This window comes from Streptomyces mauvecolor (assembly GCF_039532965.1).
Taxonomy (GTDB): Bacteria; Actinomycetota; Actinomycetes; order Streptomycetales; family Streptomycetaceae; genus Streptomyces; species Streptomyces violascens.
This window is the reverse complement of record NZ_BAAASQ010000008.1, coordinates 59372-78458: the sequence shown is the minus strand read 5'-3', so window position 1 is coordinate 78458 and position 19087 is coordinate 59372. Positions and strand designations below refer to the sequence as shown.

Annotated in this window: 12 protein-coding genes; 5 read left to right on the top strand and 7 right to left on the bottom strand. The window is 71.3% G+C overall.

Annotation, left to right across the window (positions count from 1 at the left end):
• Positions 1–12: 12 nt before the first annotated feature.
• Positions 13–2079: an elongation factor G gene (gene fusA / locus ABD346_RS08205; protein WP_344373408.1), complete on the bottom strand. Its 2067-nt coding sequence runs from the start codon at positions 2077–2079 to the stop codon at positions 13–15.
• Positions 2080–2720: 641 nt separating this feature from the next.
• Between fusA and ABD346_RS08200 the strand changes: the two genes are divergently transcribed.
• From ABD346_RS08200 to ABD346_RS08190, 3 genes are all read left to right on the top strand, one after another.
• Complete coding sequence (locus ABD346_RS08200) at positions 2721–5138, top strand: polysaccharide lyase 8 family protein (protein ID WP_344373406.1); 2418 nt, start codon at positions 2721–2723, stop codon at positions 5136–5138.
• A gap of 323 nt (positions 5139–5461) precedes the next feature.
• Positions 5462–5902 (top strand): CoA-binding protein, encoded by a 441-nt coding sequence (locus tag ABD346_RS08195; RefSeq protein ID WP_344373405.1) that lies wholly within the window; start codon positions 5462–5464, stop codon positions 5900–5902.
• Between the two features lie 100 nt (positions 5903–6002).
• Positions 6003–6866, top strand: coding sequence for an alpha/beta fold hydrolase (locus ABD346_RS08190; RefSeq protein ID WP_344373403.1), 864 nt, complete (start codon positions 6003–6005; stop codon positions 6864–6866).
• Between the two features lie 60 nt (positions 6867–6926).
• Here the strand turns inward: ABD346_RS08190 and fxsT are convergent, their stop codons facing one another.
• The 4 genes from fxsT to ABD346_RS08170 form a co-directional block, all read right to left on the bottom strand.
• On the bottom strand, positions 6927–10901 hold the full coding sequence (gene fxsT, locus ABD346_RS08185) for an FxSxx-COOH system tetratricopeptide repeat protein (RefSeq protein WP_344373401.1): 3975 nt from the start codon (positions 10899–10901) through the stop codon (positions 6927–6929).
• Positions 10894–12243: a TIR-like protein FxsC gene (locus ABD346_RS08180; RefSeq protein ID WP_344373399.1), complete on the bottom strand. Its 1350-nt coding sequence runs from the start codon at positions 12241–12243 to the stop codon at positions 10894–10896. Before ABD346_RS08180 ends, fxsT begins: the two co-directional genes overlap by 8 nt.
• A gap of 194 nt (positions 12244–12437) precedes the next feature.
• Positions 12438–14858 carry an FxsB family cyclophane-forming radical SAM/SPASM peptide maturase gene (locus ABD346_RS08175; RefSeq protein WP_381228312.1) on the bottom strand — a complete coding sequence of 807 codons (2421 nt, stop codon included), beginning with the start codon at positions 14856–14858 and terminating at the stop codon, positions 12438–12440.
• Between the two features lie 700 nt (positions 14859–15558).
• Positions 15559–16131 carry a helix-turn-helix domain-containing protein gene (locus ABD346_RS08170; protein ID WP_344373395.1) on the bottom strand — a complete coding sequence of 191 codons (573 nt, stop codon included), beginning with the start codon at positions 16129–16131 and terminating at the stop codon, positions 15559–15561.
• A 130-nt stretch (positions 16132–16261) separates the two neighbouring features.
• On the opposite strand from ABD346_RS08170, the gene ABD346_RS08165 reads away from it, so the two are divergent.
• Positions 16262–17128: an EamA family transporter gene (locus ABD346_RS08165; RefSeq protein WP_344373393.1), complete on the top strand. Its 867-nt coding sequence runs from the start codon at positions 16262–16264 to the stop codon at positions 17126–17128.
• On the opposite strand, the gene ABD346_RS08160 is transcribed toward ABD346_RS08165, so the two are convergent.
• The gene (locus ABD346_RS08160; RefSeq protein WP_344373391.1) at positions 17129–17872 is read right to left on the bottom strand and encodes an acyltransferase; all 744 of its coding nucleotides are present in this window, start codon (positions 17870–17872) and stop codon (positions 17129–17131) included.
• Positions 17873–17942: 70 nt separating this feature from the next.
• Positions 17943–18473, bottom strand: coding sequence for a gamma carbonic anhydrase family protein (locus tag ABD346_RS08155; protein ID WP_344373389.1), 531 nt, complete (start codon positions 18471–18473; stop codon positions 17943–17945).
• Positions 18474–18578: 105 nt separating this feature from the next.
• On the opposite strand from ABD346_RS08155, the gene ABD346_RS08150 reads away from it, so the two are divergent.
• Positions 18579–19022: an SRPBCC family protein gene (locus tag ABD346_RS08150; RefSeq protein ID WP_344373387.1), complete on the top strand. Its 444-nt coding sequence runs from the start codon at positions 18579–18581 to the stop codon at positions 19020–19022.
• Positions 19023–19087 lie beyond the last annotated feature (65 nt).

Genomic DNA, 19087 nt, shown 5'->3' with positions numbered 1-19087 from the left:
AGGCAGCGGCGGCTACCGCGTCAGGAGCGCGTCGGCGACCGCGGCCGGCACCGGCGCGAGCGGCGCGGGCCGGGTCGTGAAGGTGCCCCGGCCCTGGGTCCGGCCGCGCAGCCGGGAGGCGTACCCGAAGAACTCGGCCAGCGGGACCGCCGCCGTGATCACCGCGGAACCGGCTCCGGTGGTGGACGCCGACACCTGGCCGCGGCGCGCCGCGAGGTCACCCAGGACGCCGCCGACGCCGTCCTCGGGCACGGTCACCGTGACCTCGACGACCGGTTCGAGCAGCCCCATCACGCTCGCCCGCAGCGCCTCGCGCAGGGCGAAGCGACCGGCCGTGCGGAACGCCATCTCCGAGGAGTCCTTGGAGTGGGTCGCCCCGTCGGTGAGCGTGACGCGCAGGCCCGTGACCGGGTGGCCGCCGAGCGGGCCCTCGGCGAGGGCGTCGCGGCAGCCCGCCTCCACGGCGCGCGCGTACTCCTGCGGCACCCGGCCGCCGACCACCGTCGACCGGAACTCGAATCCCACCCCTTCCATCGGCTCCACATCGAGGACGACCTGCGCGAACTGCCCGGCCCCGCCGTCCTGTTTGACATGCCGGTGGACGAGACCGGTCACGCCGCGCACGACGGTTTCGCGGTACGAGACCTGAGGCCGGCCGACGCCGACCTCCACGCCCTGGTCGCGCCGGATCTTCTCCACCGCGACCTCCAGGTGCAGCTCGCCCATGCCGGAGAGGACGGTCTGACCGGTCTCCGCGTCGGACCGTACGACCAGCGACGGGTCCTCCTCGGCGAGACGTGCCAGCGCCGCGGCGAGCCGGCCGGTGTCGGTGCTGCGCTTGGCCTCGACCGCGACCGACACCACGGGTTCCGCCACCGAGGGCGGTTCGAGGAGCACGGGCGCGTCCGGCGCGCACAGGGTCGCGCCGGGCCGGGCCGACTTGAGACCCACCACGGCGACGATGTCGCCCGCCATCGCTTCCTCCCTCTCCTCGTGCCGGTCGGCCTGGACGCGCAGGATCCGGCCGACGCGTTCGACGCGGCCGGTCGCCGCGTCACGTACGGAGTCACCCTTGAGCAGGGTGCCCGAGTAGACCCGCAGATAGGTCAGGCGCCCGCGCGCGGTGGCCGCCACCTTGAAGGCCAGCGCCGTGAACGGCTCCGCCGGATCGGGCGCCCGCTCCTGCTCGACGCCGTCGACGGTGCCGCGTACGGGCGGCATGTCGGCGGGCGACGGCAGGTAGGCGAGCACCGCGTCCAGGAGGGGCTCGATCCCGCGGTTGCGGTAGGCCGAACCACCGAGCACCACCACGGCGTCCCCGCTCAGGGTCAGCTCGCGCAGGACACGGACCAGGGTCTGCTCGGTCAGCGCCGAAGCCGCGCAGAACTCCTCCAACGCGTCCGGATGGAGCTCCGCCACCGTCTCCTCAAGGAGGCGGCGCCTTCGTGTCGCCTCGTCGAGCAGTGCCCCGTCGACCGGCCCGCTCGTGCAGGTGTCGTCGTGCCACCGCAGAGCGCGCATGCGCACCAGGTCGACGACGCCGGTGAACCCGTCCTCGCGTCCGATGGGCAGCTGGACCACCAGGGGTACGGCGCCGAGCCGCTCCCGGATCGAGGCGACCGCCCTGTCGAGGTCGGCGCCCGCCCGGTCCAGCTTGTTCACGAAGGCGATGCGCGGCACGCCGTGCCGGTCGGCCTGTCGCCAGACCGACTCGCTCTGCGGCTCGACTCCGGCAACGGCGTCGAACACCGCGACGGCCCCGTCGAGCACCCGCAGGGACCGCTCGACCTCGTCGGCGAAGTCGACGTGGCCCGGGGTGTCGATGAGGTTGATGCGATGCCCGTCCCAGCGGCAGCTCACGGCCGCCGCGAAGATGGTGATGCCGCGGTCGCGTTCCTGCGCGTCGTAGTCGGTGACGGTCGTCCCGTCGTGCACCTCGCCCCGCTTGTGGACGGCACCGGTCGCGAACAGGATCCGTTCGGTGACGGTGGTCTTGCCCGCGTCGACGTGGGCGAGGATGCCGAGGTTGCGGACGGCGGAGAGGGACGTGGCGGCGAGAGGTCGCGTGTTGGTGCGCATGGCCTGAGGCCTTTCGAGTGCTTTCGCTGAGGAGCCCAGTGATGAGACGGACTGGGCGAGCCGGCAGCGCGATTCAGGACGACGGGAGCCCGGTCGACTCAGCCGTGACGGCAGGTCACAGCTGTGCCGGAAACAAAGGGATCTGACGTTGCGTCACAGAAATCCGGTGAAGGCCGCGCAGCCGTCACCGAGCGATGCGAGACACCAAAATCACGTCGTAACGGGACGAGGGAGCAATGGCCGCGGTGTGCTGCGTACGCATGGCCCGGCTCCCCTTCTCTTCGCTCGTTCGCTCGCGCACTCGTGTGCACGGGCCTGCTCAACAGCAGAGCGCGTCGCCTTGTCGGCGGCACGCAGAGCGAGTGTAGGGAGGGGGCCGGGGAGGGGGCACCGGGTTTTTCGCGGCGTTGGGCGCGAGCCGTGGTGCACCGGGTGGCGGGCGCGCGTCCGCGCGGGGGCCCGACGCCCGGGGCCCGGTCCAACGGGCCGCGATCGCAGGGGCGTTGACTCCAATGAACCTCCGGACTACCTTGAGCCCGCTCGCAAAGTTCCCGTATCTGAGCAATGTTCAGGTGGTTGAACCAGATAACGAGATCGTGCCCCTCCCCCACCGCCCGCGCACCCTGACGTGAGGACGAGCGATGCCGCTGGATCGCAGAGACGTACTGCGTCTCGGAGCAACTGCCGCTACGACCGCCGCGGTCTCCTTCGGGCTCGGCGAGCCCGCGACGGCCGCGCCCGGGGGCGCGTCGGACGCCCCGGACCACGCAAAGATCGTGGCCGCCTACCGCACGCTCCAGGTCGGCACGGGCCGGGTGTCGTCGAAGCGCGACCGGGCCGTGGCAGCCCTGGACGAAGTGGCGCTCGGCTATCACTCGGCCATGGATGTGACCCGCGACCAGCTCTGGCCCGATCTGCCGACGGGCCCCGGCAGCACCTACTTCCCCATCATGTACTACCGCTTGCGGACGATCGCGGTGGACTGGGCGACGCCGGGCTCCGCCCTCTCCGCCCGCCCGGAGCTGCCCGGGCGCATCGTGACGGCGCTCAACACCCTCTGGCGCACGCAGTACAACGAGCACACGGCCGAGATCGGCAACTGGTACTCGTACGAGATAGGCGTGCCCTACTGGCTGCTCCAGACCGTCGTGGCGCTCGGAGACCGGCTGCCCGCCGCCGACCGGGAAAGGGTCCTGCGCCCCGTGCTGCGCTTCGTCGCCGACCCCAACCGGCGCACCGCGACGGCCGGGTTGGTGGAGACCGGCGCCAACCGCGCGGACAAGGCGCTGATCACCGTGGTGTCCGGGGCCCTCGCGGGCGACGCCGGCCGGGTGGCAGCGGGCCTCGCGGCGGTGACCGACGCCGCGGGGCAGGGAGCGGCGGACCTCACCAAGCGGTCGACCGAGGGCGACGGCTACCGCACCGACGGCTCCTTCATCCAGCACGAGGTGGTGCCGTACCCGGGCCACTACGGCCTGGTGCTGCTGAGCGCGATCGCCGCACTGACGTATGTCACCGACGGAACCGGCACTCAACTGACCCCCCGGGTAAGGGCGATGTTCGAGCAGTCGGTCCCGGATGTGTACGCGCCGTTCCTGTTCGCCGGGTCGATGATGGAGCCGGTCCGCGGCCGGATGCTGTCCCGGCAGGGCGAGACCGGGCATGACGCGGGGCACCAGTTCATCGCCGCGGTGGTGCTGCTCGCCAGGACGGCGGCCGAGCCCGCCCGCTCACGCCTCGCCGGTCTCGCCGCGCGGTGGATCGCCGAGGGCACGTGGGCGCCGTACCTCGATGTGGCGGACCTGGTGCGGTTCTCGGGCGGGCTGCAACCCGTCGGGGTCCCCGAGGTCGAGTTCGCCGAACAGCTCACCGCGCCGTGGCCCGGATCCGCCGCCCCGCTCGCCCATCGGGTGTTCCCGCAGATGGACCGCATGGTGCACAGCACGGGCGGCTGGTCGGCCTCGCTCGGTGTCGCTTCGAAGCGGATCTGCCGGTACGAGTCCATCAACGGCATGAACCTGCACGGCTGGTACACGGGCGACGGCGTCCTGTACACCTTTCTGCCCGGGCAGCAGGGCCATTACAGCGACGCGTACTGGCCCACCATCGACGCCACCCTGCTGCCCGGCACCACCGCGCGGGACGCGGCCCCGCCCCCGCTCCTCTCCGACCCTCCGCGGACCACCACGTCGTACGCGGGCGGGGTGCGCTTCGACGCCCAACACGGCGCGCACGGGCTTGACTTCGTGTCGCAGGACGGCGCCTTGTCCGCGCGGAAGTCGTGGTTCTTCACCCCGGACGCGGTGATCTGTCTCGGCGCCGCGATCACCGACGCCTCGGGCGCCCCGGTGCGGACGGCCATCGAGAACCGGAACCTGGGCGAGGGGGGCGCCGCCCGGCTCCTGGCCGACGGCAGGCCCGACACCTCGCCGCTCGGCACGACCCGGACCGTGACCGGTGCGCGCTGGCTGCATCTGGCGGGCACGGCGGGATACGTCCTGCTCGACGGACCCGGCCGACAGCCGGTCACGCTGCTGCGCGAGGACCGCACCGGCAGCTGGCTCGGCATCGACACCGGCGCCAACACCCATGGCACGCCCGTCCCTTGCACCCGCCGCTACCAGAAGATCGTCCTGGACCACGGGCCCCACCCGGCCGACGCGAGCTACGCCTACGCCGTACTGCCCGGCGCCTCGCCCGCCCAGACCCGCCGGGCGTGCGGCCGCTGGGCCGTCCTCGCCAACACGGCGCTCGTTCAATCGGCGCACCTGGACGGTCAGTTGACGGCGGCGACGTTCTTCGCCGCCGGGGCCGTCGAGCGGGTCCGCGTCTCCGGTCCCGCGGCGATGATGTGGGGCCGCACCGCACACGGGTGGACCTTCACCCTCTCGGACCCCACCCAGACCCAGGACACCGTACGCGTCACCGTCGACGGCCCGGCCCGTCGCATCCTGCACGCCGACGCGTCCGTCACCGTGGTCGCCACCCATCCGCGCCTGGTGGTGGACGTCAAGGTCGCCGGGTCGTTCGGGGCGACGCACACGTTCATGGCGGGCTGAGCGGCACCCGCGTGCGCCCTCGGGGTGTCGTACGTACATCGACGCCGGCCGGCGCCTCGACTTCGTCAACGACCTGGCGGAGGACCTCGCGGACGGCCGGCTCACCATTCCGCGCGAGACGCTCGACCGGTTCGGGGCCCCCGGGCGGCCGGGAAAGGCACGGGCCTCCTGATGGGGGCGGCCCGGCCCTCGGTGCCGGGGGCCTTGGGGGTGCTGCTGCGGGAGTACGTCCAGGCCCGGCGCCTGCGGCAGAGCCTCGGCCTGCGGGAGACCGCGACGACGAAGTAGAAGGAATGCCGTCCACGGCCGCGGGCGTTTCACCCATGACCGTGGACACCCCATCCGAGGAGATCTCCGTGCAGTCCGAGCAGGACACCATCCGCAAGATACTCACCACCACCGGCGACACCTGGGCCATAGTCGGGCTGTCCTCCAATGAGCGGCGCGCCGCGCACGGCGTCGCCGACGTGCTTCAGCGCTACGGCAAGCGGATCGTGCCCGTGCACCCCAAGGCCGAGACCGTGCACGGTGAGCAGGGGTATGCCTCGCTCGACGCCATTCCGTTCCCGGTCGATGTGGTCGACGTGTTCGTCAACAGCGAGCTCGCCGGGGACGTGGCCGATCAGGCCGTGGCCATCGGCGCCAAGGCCGTGTGGTTCCAGCTCGGGGTCATCGACGAGGACGCGTACGAGCGGACCCGGGCCGCCGGGCTCGACATGGTCATGGACCGGTGCCCGGCGATCGAGATCCCCCGACTGGGCTGAGCGAGGAGGAATCCGGCCGCGCATTCGACGAGTGCGGGTATGTACCACTGAATCGCACACGCTCATACTGTCGCCTACCAGACCTACGGGGAGGCACCAGTTGGGGGAGCTGATTCGTACCAGGGACGGGCGCGACTTAGCGGTCGAGAACTACGGGAACCCGCAGGGCAGGCCGGTGTTCCTGTTGCACGGCACCCCGGGGAGCCGGCTCGGTCCGGCGCCCCGCAGTGCGGTGCTCTACCGCCTCGGCGTCCGCCTCATCACGTTCGACCGGCCGGGTTACGGCGATTCGGACCGGCTGCCGGGGCGCCGGGTCGCGCATGCGGCGGCCGATGTGGAGGCGATCGCCGACGCGCTGGACATCGGCGAGTTCGCCGTCGTGGGGCGATCAGGTGGCGCCCCTCACGCACTCGCCTGCGCGGCGCTGCTCCCCGGCCGTACGGCGCGGGCCGCGGCCTTGGTGGGGCTCGCGCCGCGCGATGCGCAGGGGCTCGACTGGTTCGAGGGGATGACCGAGTCCAATGTGCGCGAGTACATCAACGCGGCGGCCGGGAAAGGGCAGTTGACGACGTCCCTGGAGATGCGGTCGATCACGATCAGGGCCGATCCGCGCCGTTCGGTCAACGACATGCGGCCCGGGCTGCCCAAGCCGGACCGGGGCATCGTGGCCGACGCCGGCATCCGGGCGATGCTGGAGCGCAACTTCGAGGAGGGGCTGCGCAGTTCGGCCGACGGCTGGGTGGACGACGTGATGGCGTTCAGCACCGACTGGGACTTCCGCCTGGAGGACATCCACGCGCCGGTCCTGCTGTGGCACGGCGAGCAGGACGTGTTCGCACCCGTGCAGCACACCCGATGGCTGGCCGAGCGGATTCCCGGCGCGCAGATGATCGTCGAGCGCGGAGCGGCACACTTCGGCGCGCTGCGGGCGCTCACCCGCGTGCTGAGCTGGGCCACTCGGTGAGCATGCGGGGATGAACCGGGGAGTGCCCGGGCCCGTGGGCCCGGGCACTCCCCCTCCCGCTCACACCGGCTGCGGCTCCAGGTCCCGGTTGATCCGGCGCCAGGCGCGGGCCGCCTCGGCGATCGGATGGTCCACGCCCAGCTGCTTCGCGGCCGGTTCCAGGATGGAGGAGCGCAGCCGCTGGGCCTCCTCCTCGCGGCCGGCCGACCGCAGGGTGATCGCCAGGTTGGACCGGCAGGCGAGCACATCGGGGTGGGTCGGCGCGAACCGCTCCAACAGGCCCTTGAGCGCGGTCCGTTCCCACCGTTCGGCGAGATCGGGGCGGCCCATGTCGCCGTACGCGTTGGCGAGGTTGATCGCCGCACAGAGCGTGAACGGGTGGCGTGCGCCCAGGACTTCCTCAAGGGCCGCCCGCACGTCCTCGCCGCCCCGCACCGCCTCCTCGGCCGCGCCGAGCCCGCGCTGGTAGATGTAGACGTTGTTGCGGCAGGCCAGGGTGAAGGGGTGCTCCTCGCCCAGCGTGCTCTGGTAGCCCTCCAGCGCCTGGACGGCGAGGTCGAGGGCGGCCTGCTTGTCGCCGGTCGCCGAGAAGTCGGCCGCCAGGTTGAGACAGCAGGCCAGCGCGTCCGGCGCCTTGGTCCCGTACCGTCCGCGGTAGCGGTTGTACGTTTCCTCGGTCAGGCGTTTCGCCTCGTGCGGATGGCCCGCCTTGCGCAGGGACACCGCGAGGCTCTTGGCGGTGCGCAGCGCCTCGGGCACATCGGCGTTGAGGACCCGTTCGAACGCCGACACCACTTCCCGGAGCACCTGCACCGAGGCCGCGTACTCGCCGCTCTCACGCAGGTCACGGGCCAGGTGGCCCTTGGTGGTGAGGGTGAAGGGGTGCTCGTCGCCCAGTAAGGCGCTGCGGCGCTCCACCGTCTCCTCGTCCAGCCTGCGGGCCGCCTCGCTGTCGCCGCTGAGCCGGTAGTCGATGGCGAGGTTGTTGGCGGCGATCAGGGTGCGCGGGTGGTTCTCGCCGAAGATCTGCCGCAGGCCGTGGTAGATCCTGAGGTCGCGGGTGAGGGCCTCGTCGAACCTGCCGAGCGCGCGCAGGTCGGCGGCGAGGCTGCCGGTGGTGATGAGGATGCTGGGGTGGTCGTCGTTCGGGTGGTCCTTGTGCAGGACGCTGATCTGGCGGGCGAGGGTGTCCTCGTCCATCGCCCGGGCCTCCTGGTACTTGCCCTGGGCGCGCAGCGCGTTGGCGAGCTCGAAGCGGATGTTGAGGGTCTGGAGGTCGTTCTCGCCGAGCTCTCGCGTCCAGACCTTGTTGAGCTGGGTGCCGAGCACCCGCGCGCTCTCCAGCTCGCCGCGCTTGAGCAGGTAGCGGATGCGGTCGACCATGAGCTGGCGGACCTTCTCCTCGTCGCAGTCGGCGATGCCGGACGCGCTCAGGTGCGGCCAGATCAGCTCGAAACTGGGCCAGCTCTTCGGGTCGTTGACCGGGTTGTCGCGGTCGACGCCCTCGACCGGCCGGGCCTCGGCGAGGATGCGGTGGACCTCGTGCTTGGCGGTGTCCACCTGCTCGTCGGAGAGGCCGGCCCGCACCGCGGCCTGGACGAGCCGGTGCACCTGGATGCTGCTGTCCGCCGGGTCGACCTTGGCGAGCGCGAACCGGTTCAGGGTCTGGATGACCTTGCCCAGCATGTACCGCTCGCGCAGATCGGGGTCGTACGGCAGAAGGGACTCGAACATCGAGTCGCTGCCGATCAGGCGCATCGAGATGGGCTCCGCGGAGAAGAACGAGCAGAGCTCCAACAGACGTACCGCGGCCTTTGATTCGTCGCGCAGCCGACTGATCGAGATGTTCCAGGTCGCGCCGATCTGCTCCGAGTAGTCCTCCGGCTTGCCGAGCGAGAGGACCTTGGTGCTCTGCTCCTTGAGCTGTTCCACATAGGCGTCGACGGGGGTCGCGGTCTCGGCGAGCCAGGCGGCCGCGACCTCGACCGCGAGCGGCAGGTCGCCCACCGCGTCGGCGACGCGTTCGGCGTCGGCGGTGGGGAGCTTGGTGACCCGGCGGCACAGGTGCTCGACGCTCTCGGCGCGGGTGAAGACCTCCACCTCGATGGCCTCCACCTGCGTCGAGGCGGGCTTGTTGCGGCAGGTGGCGAGGATGTGGCCGTACGTCTCGCCGGAGATCGGCTCGGTCTCCTCCGGGAGGAGCTTCAGCGCCCGGTCCAGATCCTCGACGTTGTCGAAGATCAGCAGCCAGCGGGAGTAGGGCGCGCCCCGCCGCAGCGCCTGCATGGCCGCGCTGGCCGCCTCGGCCACGACGTCACCGGCCCTGAGGTCCATCTCGGCGGCCAGCTCGGCCAGCGAGGACACCACCCGGTCGGGCTGTTCGGCCTCGATCCACCACACCAGGTCGTAGTCGGCGCGGAAGCGGTGCGCGTACTCGCGGGCCACCTGGGTCTTGCCCACGCCGCCGAGCCCGTACAGGACCTGCGGGAAGCGCTGGGCGGAACGGCTGTCGCCGCGCAGCTGGTCGCGCAGCTTCTCCAGGACGGAGGTGCGGCCGGTGAACCAGGCGTGCCGGGGCCGTACGTTCCAGATCTTGGGCACGCTGCCCGGATAGCGCGGCCCGGCAGGCCCGGCGGTCAGCGCGGTGACCGCCTCGGCCCGGTCGAGCGCGTGCAGCACGGCGGCCCCCGCGTCGCTCTCGTCGAGGCGTACGAGGTCGATGAGGCCGCGGCTGCTGAGCGGCGGGCTGAGCCGTACGTCACCGACGCGCACCGGCAGTATCTGGCGCCGCCCGCCGGCCGCGTCGAGCCCCGCGCCGGTCTCCCAGAAGCCGCGGGCGCGCTCGGTGTTGAGGTAGGCCTGCGAGACCACGGGGATGACGCGGTATCCGACGCCCGAGGTGAACTCGGCTTCCACAGCGGCCGCTTGGGGGGTGCGTACATCGATCGGCACGACTTGGAAGCCGCCGATCGTCAGCACGTGCACCAGCCAGTCCGCCCACATCTGGTCCTCGGCGACATGGGTGAGGACCACATTGGACGGCGGCATGGGCCTGCGCCGGGTGTAGGCGGCGACATGGGTGAGCCGGTCGGCCTCGTCGATGGGCGGCAGCGCGTTCACCACACCGCCGGTGAGGACGGAGGTGAGCCGTTCGCAGGCGCTCAGCATGGAGCTGCTGACGTTGGGCGCGTCGCCGAAGGTGGCCAGGATCTCTTCGTAGGCGTAGAAGGGGCGGTAGGGAACCTCCACCGTGCCCCAGTAGTTGCCGAGTTCCTCGGTGCTGAGGCCGCTGGGGAAGCCGGGGAAGCTCTCGCGGGCGAGCGCCCGTCCGGCGTCCGCCTTCTCCTTCTCGCCGTCGTCGATGCGCATCGGGACGGGCAGGATGCGGATGCCCCGCTCGTGGTAGCGCTCCTCGATGTCGCGGGCCACCGCCGAGGCGCCGTCGATGCTCTGGTCGCTCAACGTGAAGCAGACGACGAGGACTTCGGGCATCTGGACGGTGCAGATGTCGGCGATGTCGCTCAGGCCCGTACGGCTGTCGATCAGGGTGTAGTCGTAATGGCGCTGCATGTCGTCGCGCATGGCGTCGAAGAACTGGCCGCCGCCGAACCGCTCGTGGAAGTCGTCCCAGTCCATCTTGCCGACGATGGACGGGTAGTCGCGGTTGCGCCGCCCCGCCGAGAGGAAGTCCAGGCTGCCGCCGTGCGGGAAGTTCCAGTTCAGGGAGGTGGCGTGGGGGCGGACCCGGGCGTAGTCACGGTGCCAGTCGGGGTCGCGGTCGGCGGGGCGCCGGGCCTCGTCCTGGTAGTCGGTGATCAGGTTGATCAGGCCCGGGGTCGCCTCCAGGTCGGCGAGGTCGAGGAAGGGGTGGAAGAACCGGTGCAGGCCCGGCGCCTCCAGGTCCCAGTCGACCGCCAGTACCCGGTATCCGTTGGCCGCCAGGATCCATGCGCAGTTGGCCAGCGCCATGGTCCTTCCGGTGCCGCCCTTGTACGAATAGAACGTGACGACGGTCCCGTTGCGGTTCTCAGTCATCTGATGAGCCCTCCGCCTTATCACCGTTGTTCTTGTCCTGGTCCGTGCTCTGACCGCGGCCACCGGGGCCACTGACGCCGTAGCCGATGCCGCGCGGAAGCACCCGGGGCATCGGCCCACCGCTTCCGGGCGGTGGATAGGTCGGCGCGTTGGCCTCGTAATGTCTGACCGCCGCCTTCACGGCCCCCGGGATCGCCTTGCTGAAGGCTTCCAGTGTGGGCAGTCCGGCGCTCGGCGTGCGGTGTCCGTCGCTCTCGTCGACGCGGGTGGCGAGGGCGGCGTCGGTCTGCCGCGACAGCTCCTCGTCGCGCTCGCGCGTCTGGGGGTCGGCCTCGTTCCCCGGAACCAGGACGCTGATCCACGGCCGGGGCGTGGCACACAGCCGGGTCATCAGGTCGCGGCGGCTCCGGGCGTCCAGGGCCCAGCGGTCGAGCAGCAGGAGACCGGGCCCTCCGGGCGGGTCGGAGTCGAGGAGCCGGTGGGGCTCGGCCTCGAAGTCGCTGAGGTGCACGGTGTATTCGTCCAGGCCGCGTACGACGTCGACGGTGTGGTCGGCCAGCGGTCTGGAGGAGGCCGGATGGTACGGGTTCCAGTCGAGGGCCTCGGATCCGTAGCAGTCCGGGCTGCGTCCGGTCGGGAGGGTGGCGCGCGAGCAGGCCAGGACGGAGACCTCCAGTTCACGGGCGGGCTCGCCGGCCGGACCGAAGGCGGCCGGCACCTTCGCGTAGTCCTGGTGCGGGTCGCCGGGTTCGAGGCGGATCTGCTGGGCGACGCTCACGATGCGTTTGGCGAGCTGGTAGACGGCGCGTTCGTACTGGTCGCGCAGGTAGTTGAGCTTGATGAGCCCGTAGAAGCCCTCGTCGGCGTACTCGTCGCCGAAGGTGGCGTGGTTGAACTGGAGCCGCTCGGCCGGCTGCGGCAGCTGCCTGGTCGGCACGGGCACCCAGAGAGCGGGCACGATTCCGGTGACGGGGTTGCTGTTGTTGTGACTGTTTCGGGTCTGGGCGGCGGCCCGGCTGGAGAAGGCGAACCACTCCCGGCCGCACTGTTCGCTGAGGAAATAGCGCGGCGAATAGAGCGGCACGAACACCTTGCAGAACGCCAGCGCCTCCGAGAGCCGTTCCTGCCATCCCTCGCCGGGCTGCATCTGCTGGTCCATGAAGCCGGCGCTGCCGGCCGGCAGGGACGTCAGCTGCATCACATGGGCGCAGAGGTCCCGGAAGAAGCGCTCCACCCAGAGGTTGGGGTTGCGCTCCTTGGGGTCGCTCTTCGGCGTGTGCGCGTAGCTGAGGAAGAAGTACGGCTTCTGCTCGTCGCCCCCGGCCCCCACTGATCCCTGCACCACTGTCTCCCCCGGTCCAAGTGGATGGGTCCTCAGTGTAGGAACGGAGGATTCTCCGGCGGAACAGAACGAACAAACCCAATGGTTGATCCACTCACGGAGTTCCGATCAGATCATGACCGAAATCATGCGTAGCTCAGTGAGTGGATCAACCAATTAGCGGGAGAATTCGCTCAATTCGAGGGGGAATTCACTCAGCGCGAGGCTTCGACGCGGGCCTTCCACTCGGCCCGATGGCGCTTCGCGGAGCCGGCCGCGGCCGTGAGAGCCGCCCCCGAGACGGGTTCGTCCAGCCAGCCGCGCACCGTGTGCCCCATGCGCCCGACGAAGCGTTGCCCCAGGTCGGTGAGGGTTCCCGAGCCAAGCAGCTCCTCGACGGCCTCCGCCGTCTGCTGCCGCCAACGCGCGAACTGCGCCTCGGCCGCGCCGCGTTCGGAGGTCCCCTCCGCGGTCCGCCGGCGCACCCGCCAGAAGTCGGTCACCGCGATATGGGCGTACGTTCCCTGGAGCAGCCCGCCGATCGGCCGCGGGTCGTCGCGCCAGGGGGCGTAGTACAGGTTCCGGTCGGCCGTGTCGTACAGGTCGACGGCGTCGAGGACCGCGGCGAGCTTCACGTGCTGGAACTCGTGGACGATCAGCAGGGCGAGCAGGTCGGGCGAGGAGGGCCTGGCGGCCCCGATCGCGCCCCAGGCCTCCTTGCAGGCGGCGCTGACGTTGCTGCGCTCCTGTGCGTGCAGCGGGGTGATCAGACGCAGCCCCGCGGCCACGCCGTCGGCGTAGGCGGGCAGTTCGTGCCGGATCAGGGACCAGGCACCGGTCAGGTCCTCGGCCCACAGCTTGGCCTCGTCGGCCGCGAGCCGCCCGGAGACGGGCCACTTGTGGCAGTCCCGCAGCGGGTCGGTGTCCTCGATGGCCACGCTCCAGCCCTCGCCCTCGAAGAGGCGCACGGGGTGCCAGCGCGGCGTCGGCCCGTCCAGGCCTTCGTGCCAGCCGATGTCGAGCCGCCCGGAGCCGGCCCGCACGGTGAACCCGTCGGCGCCCGCGGTCACTTCGGCGTCCTCGGCCCCGCCGTCGAGCCGTACGCTGCCGAGCCCGGGAAGCCGCAGGGCGCCGCCGCGCAGCGGTACCGTGACGCTCCGGCCGAGCCGGGCCCGCAGCACCGTGGCGGCCGCGATCTCGGCGAGCCCGCCCGCGGGCGCCGCCCTGCCTTCGAGCACGCTCAGGGCCCATGGCCTGGTGTAGGGGTGGGCGAGGACCGCGTCGAGTTCGGCGGGCACCTCGGCGTCCAGGTCGGTCAGGAGCTCCCAGGCCCTGGCGCCCTCACGGTCGGAGAGGGCGATGCGTTCGCTGACGGCGGCGAGCAGCTCCTGGTTGATCTCCAGCTGGGCCGCCGCGAGGCGCGCGACGGTGTCCGCGCCGCCGAAACCCGCGGCCAGGGCATCGAAGTCTCCCTGATCCAGGGGCAGTTCGGCGGATGTCGGCGTCGGTGCGGGCACGGCCGCCTCCCGGTCTCGGATGGTGGTGACCAGTGCCAGCAGGTCGGGGCAGAACACGGAGGGGTTGTCGAACTCGTTGCCGGTGCGATAGCGGTGGGCGTAGAGGCCGCCCCCGCAGGACTGGACGACCGGGCAGCTCCGGCACTGCGCGCAGAGCTGCCCGATGCCCTGCTGGCGGGCCAGCATGCCGGGGTGTTGGAGCACGTCGTCGAGCGAGTGCGTGAAGACGTCCATGCCGGTGGCCGGGGCCCCGTCGTACGCCGTCTTGAGGCTGTCGGCCTGCTCGAAGGTGCCGTCGGTCTCGATCACGACGAGGTCGGCCGGGGCGAGCCCGAGCGATTCCGTCAGGCTGCTCTCGCCGCGCAGGGTGCGCAGCACGGAGTCGAAGATGCGGACCGGGACGGGGCGGCCCGCCGCGTCCCAGCGCCGGTAGATCGCGTCGAGCCAGTCCGCGTACGGGGTGGCCGCGCCGCCGGGGCGGGGCGGCGGGGTGTCCCACGTGGCGTGCGGGAGGAGGAAGTCGATGCGGGGCGGCGAGAGTGCGACGAGCGCGTCGTAGACGGCGACCGGGTCGTTCTCGACGTCGATGGTGCAGAGCAGCCCGGCGAACAGGCGCCGGTAGCGCGGGCGGTTGAGGAGCTCAACCGCGCGGATGACCTTGGCGTGGCTGCTGCGGCCGTCGGCGTAGCGGCGGTGGCGGTCGTTGGAGACCTTGTCGCCGTCGAGGGACACCCCGACCTTGATGCCGAGTTCGAGGAAGAGCTCGCAGAACTTCTCGTCGAGGAGCACACCGTTGGTGTGCATGCGCAGATCGAGAGCGCTCACCGTGTGCAGCGCCCGCTGGAGTTCCTCGGCGGCGCGCCGGATCCGGTCGGGTCCGGCGAGCAGGGGCTCGCCTCCGTGCAGAACGACGTGGACGGTGGGGAGTTGGTGACGCCTGGCGTGCTCGGCGATCCGGTCCGCCACTTGCGCCAGGATGTCCTCGGAGACGGCTCGGGGCCGGCCGCGCCAGCTCGTGTCCGCGTGTTCATAGACGTAACAGTGATCGCATGCCAGATCGCAGCGGCTGTGCACCTTCAGCACAAACTGGGACAAGGCAGGCTGAATCGGCCGGTCCATGGGGTGAGTCGTTCCGCCCGTCAGAGCGCCGACTGGAAGGCGGACGTACCGGGGACGCCGGCGCTCCCGCCTGCTGTCATCACCCTGGCCAGGCTCGCCGGAGCTTTCCCGGCGCCCTGCGCCGCTGCCCGCTTCACCAGCGGCAGCCGCCCGCTGGCCGGCCTGTGGGGGGCGGGGCCGGGCCGTTCGGCCGCCGAGACGAGAGCTTCCACGTGAGCGCCTTTCGGATCGTAGCGCCGTTGTCGCAGCAAGGTCTTTCTGGATCACTGCGCAGAAAACGGCTCATAGAACATTGCATGGGCTTTTCACAGGTCGTGCAATTCGGCCGCACGCCGTGCCCATGTGCGCTCATGCGCCACGAGCGACTGGTCCGACCACTGCCGCCTCCCCGGGACACCACAACTGCGTTGGCCCGTGCCCAGGTTCGGCGTTGGCGCCAAAACCACCCACACGAGTGGTTTCGTCCGAGATGAACTCCGCTTTCGTCGCCCCCTCAGTCGCGAGAGTGACGATAGTCAGCCTCCACCCGACTCGGCCCTGAACACCAGATACAAGGCCAAAATCGTCCAGAACCGATCACGGCGCGCGCCCCGGGGGCACACACCGGCTCACGTTCGGGCTCGGTCTCCCCCTCCGCAGCTCTCTTACAAGCGTACGGCCATGAGGCCAACCGGCCGTACCGGCAAAGGGGTTGATCGGCTCAGCGATCAAAGGGAACCGAGATGGCCATCGTCATCACGACCGGCTCGGCACCCCGATTGCCGTATGTGTGCGGCGCGTTGGCCTCGAACGATGCCGAATGGCCCGCCGGGACGGGGTGGTCGACGCCGTCCACGACGAGGGTCAGCGTGCCGTGCGTCACATGCAGCAGTTCAATCGTGCCGGCCGGATGCGGGTCCGACGCACTGGCGTCCCCCGGCATCAGACGCCACTCCCACATCTCCAGCGGGCCGGGCGCCTCGGTCCCGGCGAGCAGCGCGCTGTAGCTCCCCTGCTCCGTGGACCAGAGCCGGACGACCTGCTCGGGCGGCACGATGCGGACCTTGGGCCCGCTCTCGTAGTCGAGCAGGGTGGTGATGCTCACGCCGAGCGCGTCACCGATCTTCACCACGGTGCCCACACTGGGATTCGTCCGGGCCTGCTCGATCTGGATGAGCATGCCGCGGCTGACCCCGGCGCGGGTCGCGAGCGCGTCCAGCGTGAAGCCGCGCTCGGTGCGCCAGCGTTTGACGTTGCGGGCCAGTGACTGGGTCAGCAGTTCGAGGTCCGACACATTCCGTCCATCAGGTGGGCCCCAGAGAGGCCGTCCAATATTTTTGATGACAGGGTTCAATATGGTGCACTACGGTGGAGTGCACCCCACTGAATCCCCTGTGTCACTGCACTGTACTGCGAGGCCCCCGATGACAGCACTGTTCGCCCTGGCCACCAGCCTCCTGTGGGGCTTGGCCGACTTCGGCGGCGGGCTGCTCACCCGGCGCATACCCGCGCTGACCGTCGTGGTCGCCTCCCAGTCGGTCGCCGTGGTCGTCCTCGGCGCGGTCGTCGTCGCGACCGGCGGCTGGCACGAGGCGGGCCCGCAGCTCTGGTTCGCGGTCGCGGCGGGGGCCGTCGGCCCGGTCGCCATGCTCAGCTTCTACAAGGCCCTCGCACTCGGCCCCATGGGCGTCGTCTCGCCGCTCGGCTCGCTGGGCGTGGCGGTGCCGGTCGGCGTCGGGCTCGTCCTCGGGGAGCGCCCCGGCTTCCTGCAGTTCGCCGGGATCGCGGTGGCCGTGGTGGGCATCCTGCTCGCGGGCGGCCCGGAGTTCCGCGGCGCCGCGGTGCGCCGCCAGGCCATCCTGCTCACGCTGCTCGCGGCCTTCGGCTTCGGCGCGGTGATGGCGCTGATCTCCGAGGCGTCCACGACCGTGACCGGGCTCTTCCTCGCGCTGTTCGTGCAGCGCGTCACCAACATCGCCGTCGGCGGCAGCGCCCTGTACATCTCGGTACGGCGCGGCGCCCGCGCCCTGCCCGAGGACGGCGGCCTTCGCCTGGTCCGGCTCTCGCTGCCCGCGCTGGCCTTCGTGGGCCTGGCCGACGTGGCCGCCAACGGCACGTACTCGATCGCCGCACAGCAGGGCCCCGTCACCATGGCGGCCGTGCTCGCCTCGCTCTACCCCGTGGTCACCGCCCTCGCGGCGCGCGGGGTCCTCAAGGAGCGACTGCGCGTGGTGCAGGCGGCGGGCGCAGGTCTGGCCCTGGTCGGCACCGTCCTGCTCGCGACCGGCTGATCAGGCCTCTTCGGGCGTCAACTCCGCGATGGCGAGCAGCTGTTGAGGGGTGACGCCCTCGGGGATGGGCACCGGCGCGGGCGTGCGCAGCGGCGGCTGCCAGCCGTTCTCCTCGTCCCAGGTGCGGACGATCCTCGCGGGGGCCCCGGCCACCACCGCATGGTCGGGCACCTCACCGCGTACGACCGCGCCCGCCGCCACGACCACGTTGCGGCCGAGCCGCGCGCCGGGAAGCACCACGGCGCCCGTGCCGAGCCAGCAGCCGGGGCCGATCTCGACCGGCTCCATGCGCGGCCACTGCTTGCCCACGGGCTGGTGCGGATCGTCGTAGCTGTGATTGGTCGAGGTGATGTAGACGTACGGGCCGCAATACGTGTCCGAGCCGATGGTGACCGTCGTATCGGCGATGACATGGCTGCCCCGGCCGAGCACGACCCCGTTGCCCAGGGTCAGTATCGGATCGGCACCGAGGTCGAGACCGGGCATCATCCCGGCGGTCAGGGTGACCTGTTCGGCGATGATGCAGTGGTCGCCCAGCTCGATCCAGGGCTCGCCGAACACGGTGCCCTGCGGGAAGGCGAGGCGGGTTCCGGTGCCGATCCGGCGGAAGCGCAGCTTCCCCGGGTGTTCGGCGGTGACCGCACCGGCCTCCTTGATCAGGCCCCAACCGCCGTGGACCGCGCGGGAGGCGAGCCTGCGCCGCCAGGCGGTCAGCGATGAGAACGTGTTTCTGTTCTTGGGCACCCGCACACGGTACTCATCGCCGACCCGGCCGATCAGGGCCGACGCCTGTGATCTTCCGCTCAGCGCGGGCTCAGCCGCCGTGCGCCGTGCGGTGGTCCTCGGCCAGGCCCAGGTACATCAGGGCGTTGACCTTGATCCCCTCGCGCTCCTCGTCGGTCAGCTCGCGCCGCACCTTCGCCGGTACGCCCGCGACCAGGGAGCCGGGCGGCACGACCATGCCCTGCGGCACCAGGGCGTGCGCCGCGATCAGCGAACCGGCACCGATCCGGGCCCCGTTGAGGACCGTGGCGCCCATGCCGACCAGGACGTCGTCCTCGACGGTGCAGCCGTGAAGGACCGCGTTGTGCCCGACGGTGACCCGCTCGCCGACGGTGACCGGGAAGCCCGGGTCCACGTGCACGGTGCAGTTGTCCTGGATGTTGCTCTCGGCGCCGATCACGATCGGCCCGCAGTCGGCCCGCAGGACCGCGTGGTACCAGACGCTCGCGCCCGCCCCGAGGCTGACCTCGCCGAGCACCACGGAGGTGGGTGCGGTGAATGCGGTCGGGGCGATCTCGGGTGTCTTGCCGCCCACTGCCACGACCAACGCCTGCTCTGCCATGCGCCACTCCTTGTACGGACCCTGTACGGATTCCATCGCGCCGGGTGTCACGCTAAGCGACCGCGCCTGGGCCCGCGCGGCCGGGGGGCCGCTTACGATCGCGCGATGGCACTCTTGCGGATCGCCCGCCGCACGCACCTCACTCCCGCCGAGGCGTGGCGTCGGCTCACCGACTGGGAACGGCACGGCGACAGCGTCCCGCTGACCCGGATCGTCGTGAGGACCCCGCCACCGACCGGCGTGGGCACGGTCTTCGTGGCCCGCACCGGCCTCGGCCCCGTGGGCTTCGACGACCCGATGGAGATCACCCGCTGGCAGCCACCGACCGAGGCGGGCCCGGGCGTGTGCCGCCTGGAGAAGCACGGCCGCGCGATCACGGGCTGGGCCGAGATCGAGGTGGGTGCGTCAGGGCCGGGATCGTATGTGATCTGGCGGGAGGACCTGCGCGTACGCGGACTTCCGCGCGCGTTCGACGGGTTGACGGCGCGGACCGGCCGGATGGTGTTCGGCCGGGCGGTGAAGGTACTGCTGCGGGACAGAACTCCCTGAGGGGCGCGACTTGTGCGCTTCCGAACCCGCTCAAGGGCGTGGGAACCTGCACGGCGGGCCCAGTG

What these genes read in the sequence shown, in the direction of transcription:
- fusA (WP_344373408.1), bottom strand. Translation starts at nt 2,079, where the DNA reads ATGCGCACCAACACGCGACCTCTCGCCGCCACGTCCCTCTCCGCCGTC.
- ABD346_RS08200 (WP_344373406.1), top strand. Translation starts at nt 2,721, where the DNA reads ATGCCGCTGGATCGCAGAGACGTACTGCGTCTCGGAGCAACTGCCGCT.
- ABD346_RS08195 (WP_344373405.1), top strand. Translation starts at nt 5,462, where the DNA reads ATGACCGTGGACACCCCATCCGAGGAGATCTCCGTGCAGTCCGAGCAG.
- fxsT (WP_344373401.1), bottom strand. Translation starts at nt 10,901, where the DNA reads ATGACTGAGAACCGCAACGGGACCGTCGTCACGTTCTATTCGTACAAG.
- ABD346_RS08175 (WP_381228312.1), bottom strand. Translation starts at nt 14,858, where the DNA reads ATGGACCGGCCGATTCAGCCTGCCTTGTCCCAGTTTGTGCTGAAGGTG.
- ABD346_RS08165 (WP_344373393.1), top strand. Translation starts at nt 16,262, where the DNA reads ATGACAGCACTGTTCGCCCTGGCCACCAGCCTCCTGTGGGGCTTGGCC.
- ABD346_RS08155 (WP_344373389.1), bottom strand. Translation starts at nt 18,473, where the DNA reads ATGGCAGAGCAGGCGTTGGTCGTGGCAGTGGGCGGCAAGACACCCGAG.
- ABD346_RS08150 (WP_344373387.1), top strand. Translation starts at nt 18,579, where the DNA reads ATGGCACTCTTGCGGATCGCCCGCCGCACGCACCTCACTCCCGCCGAG.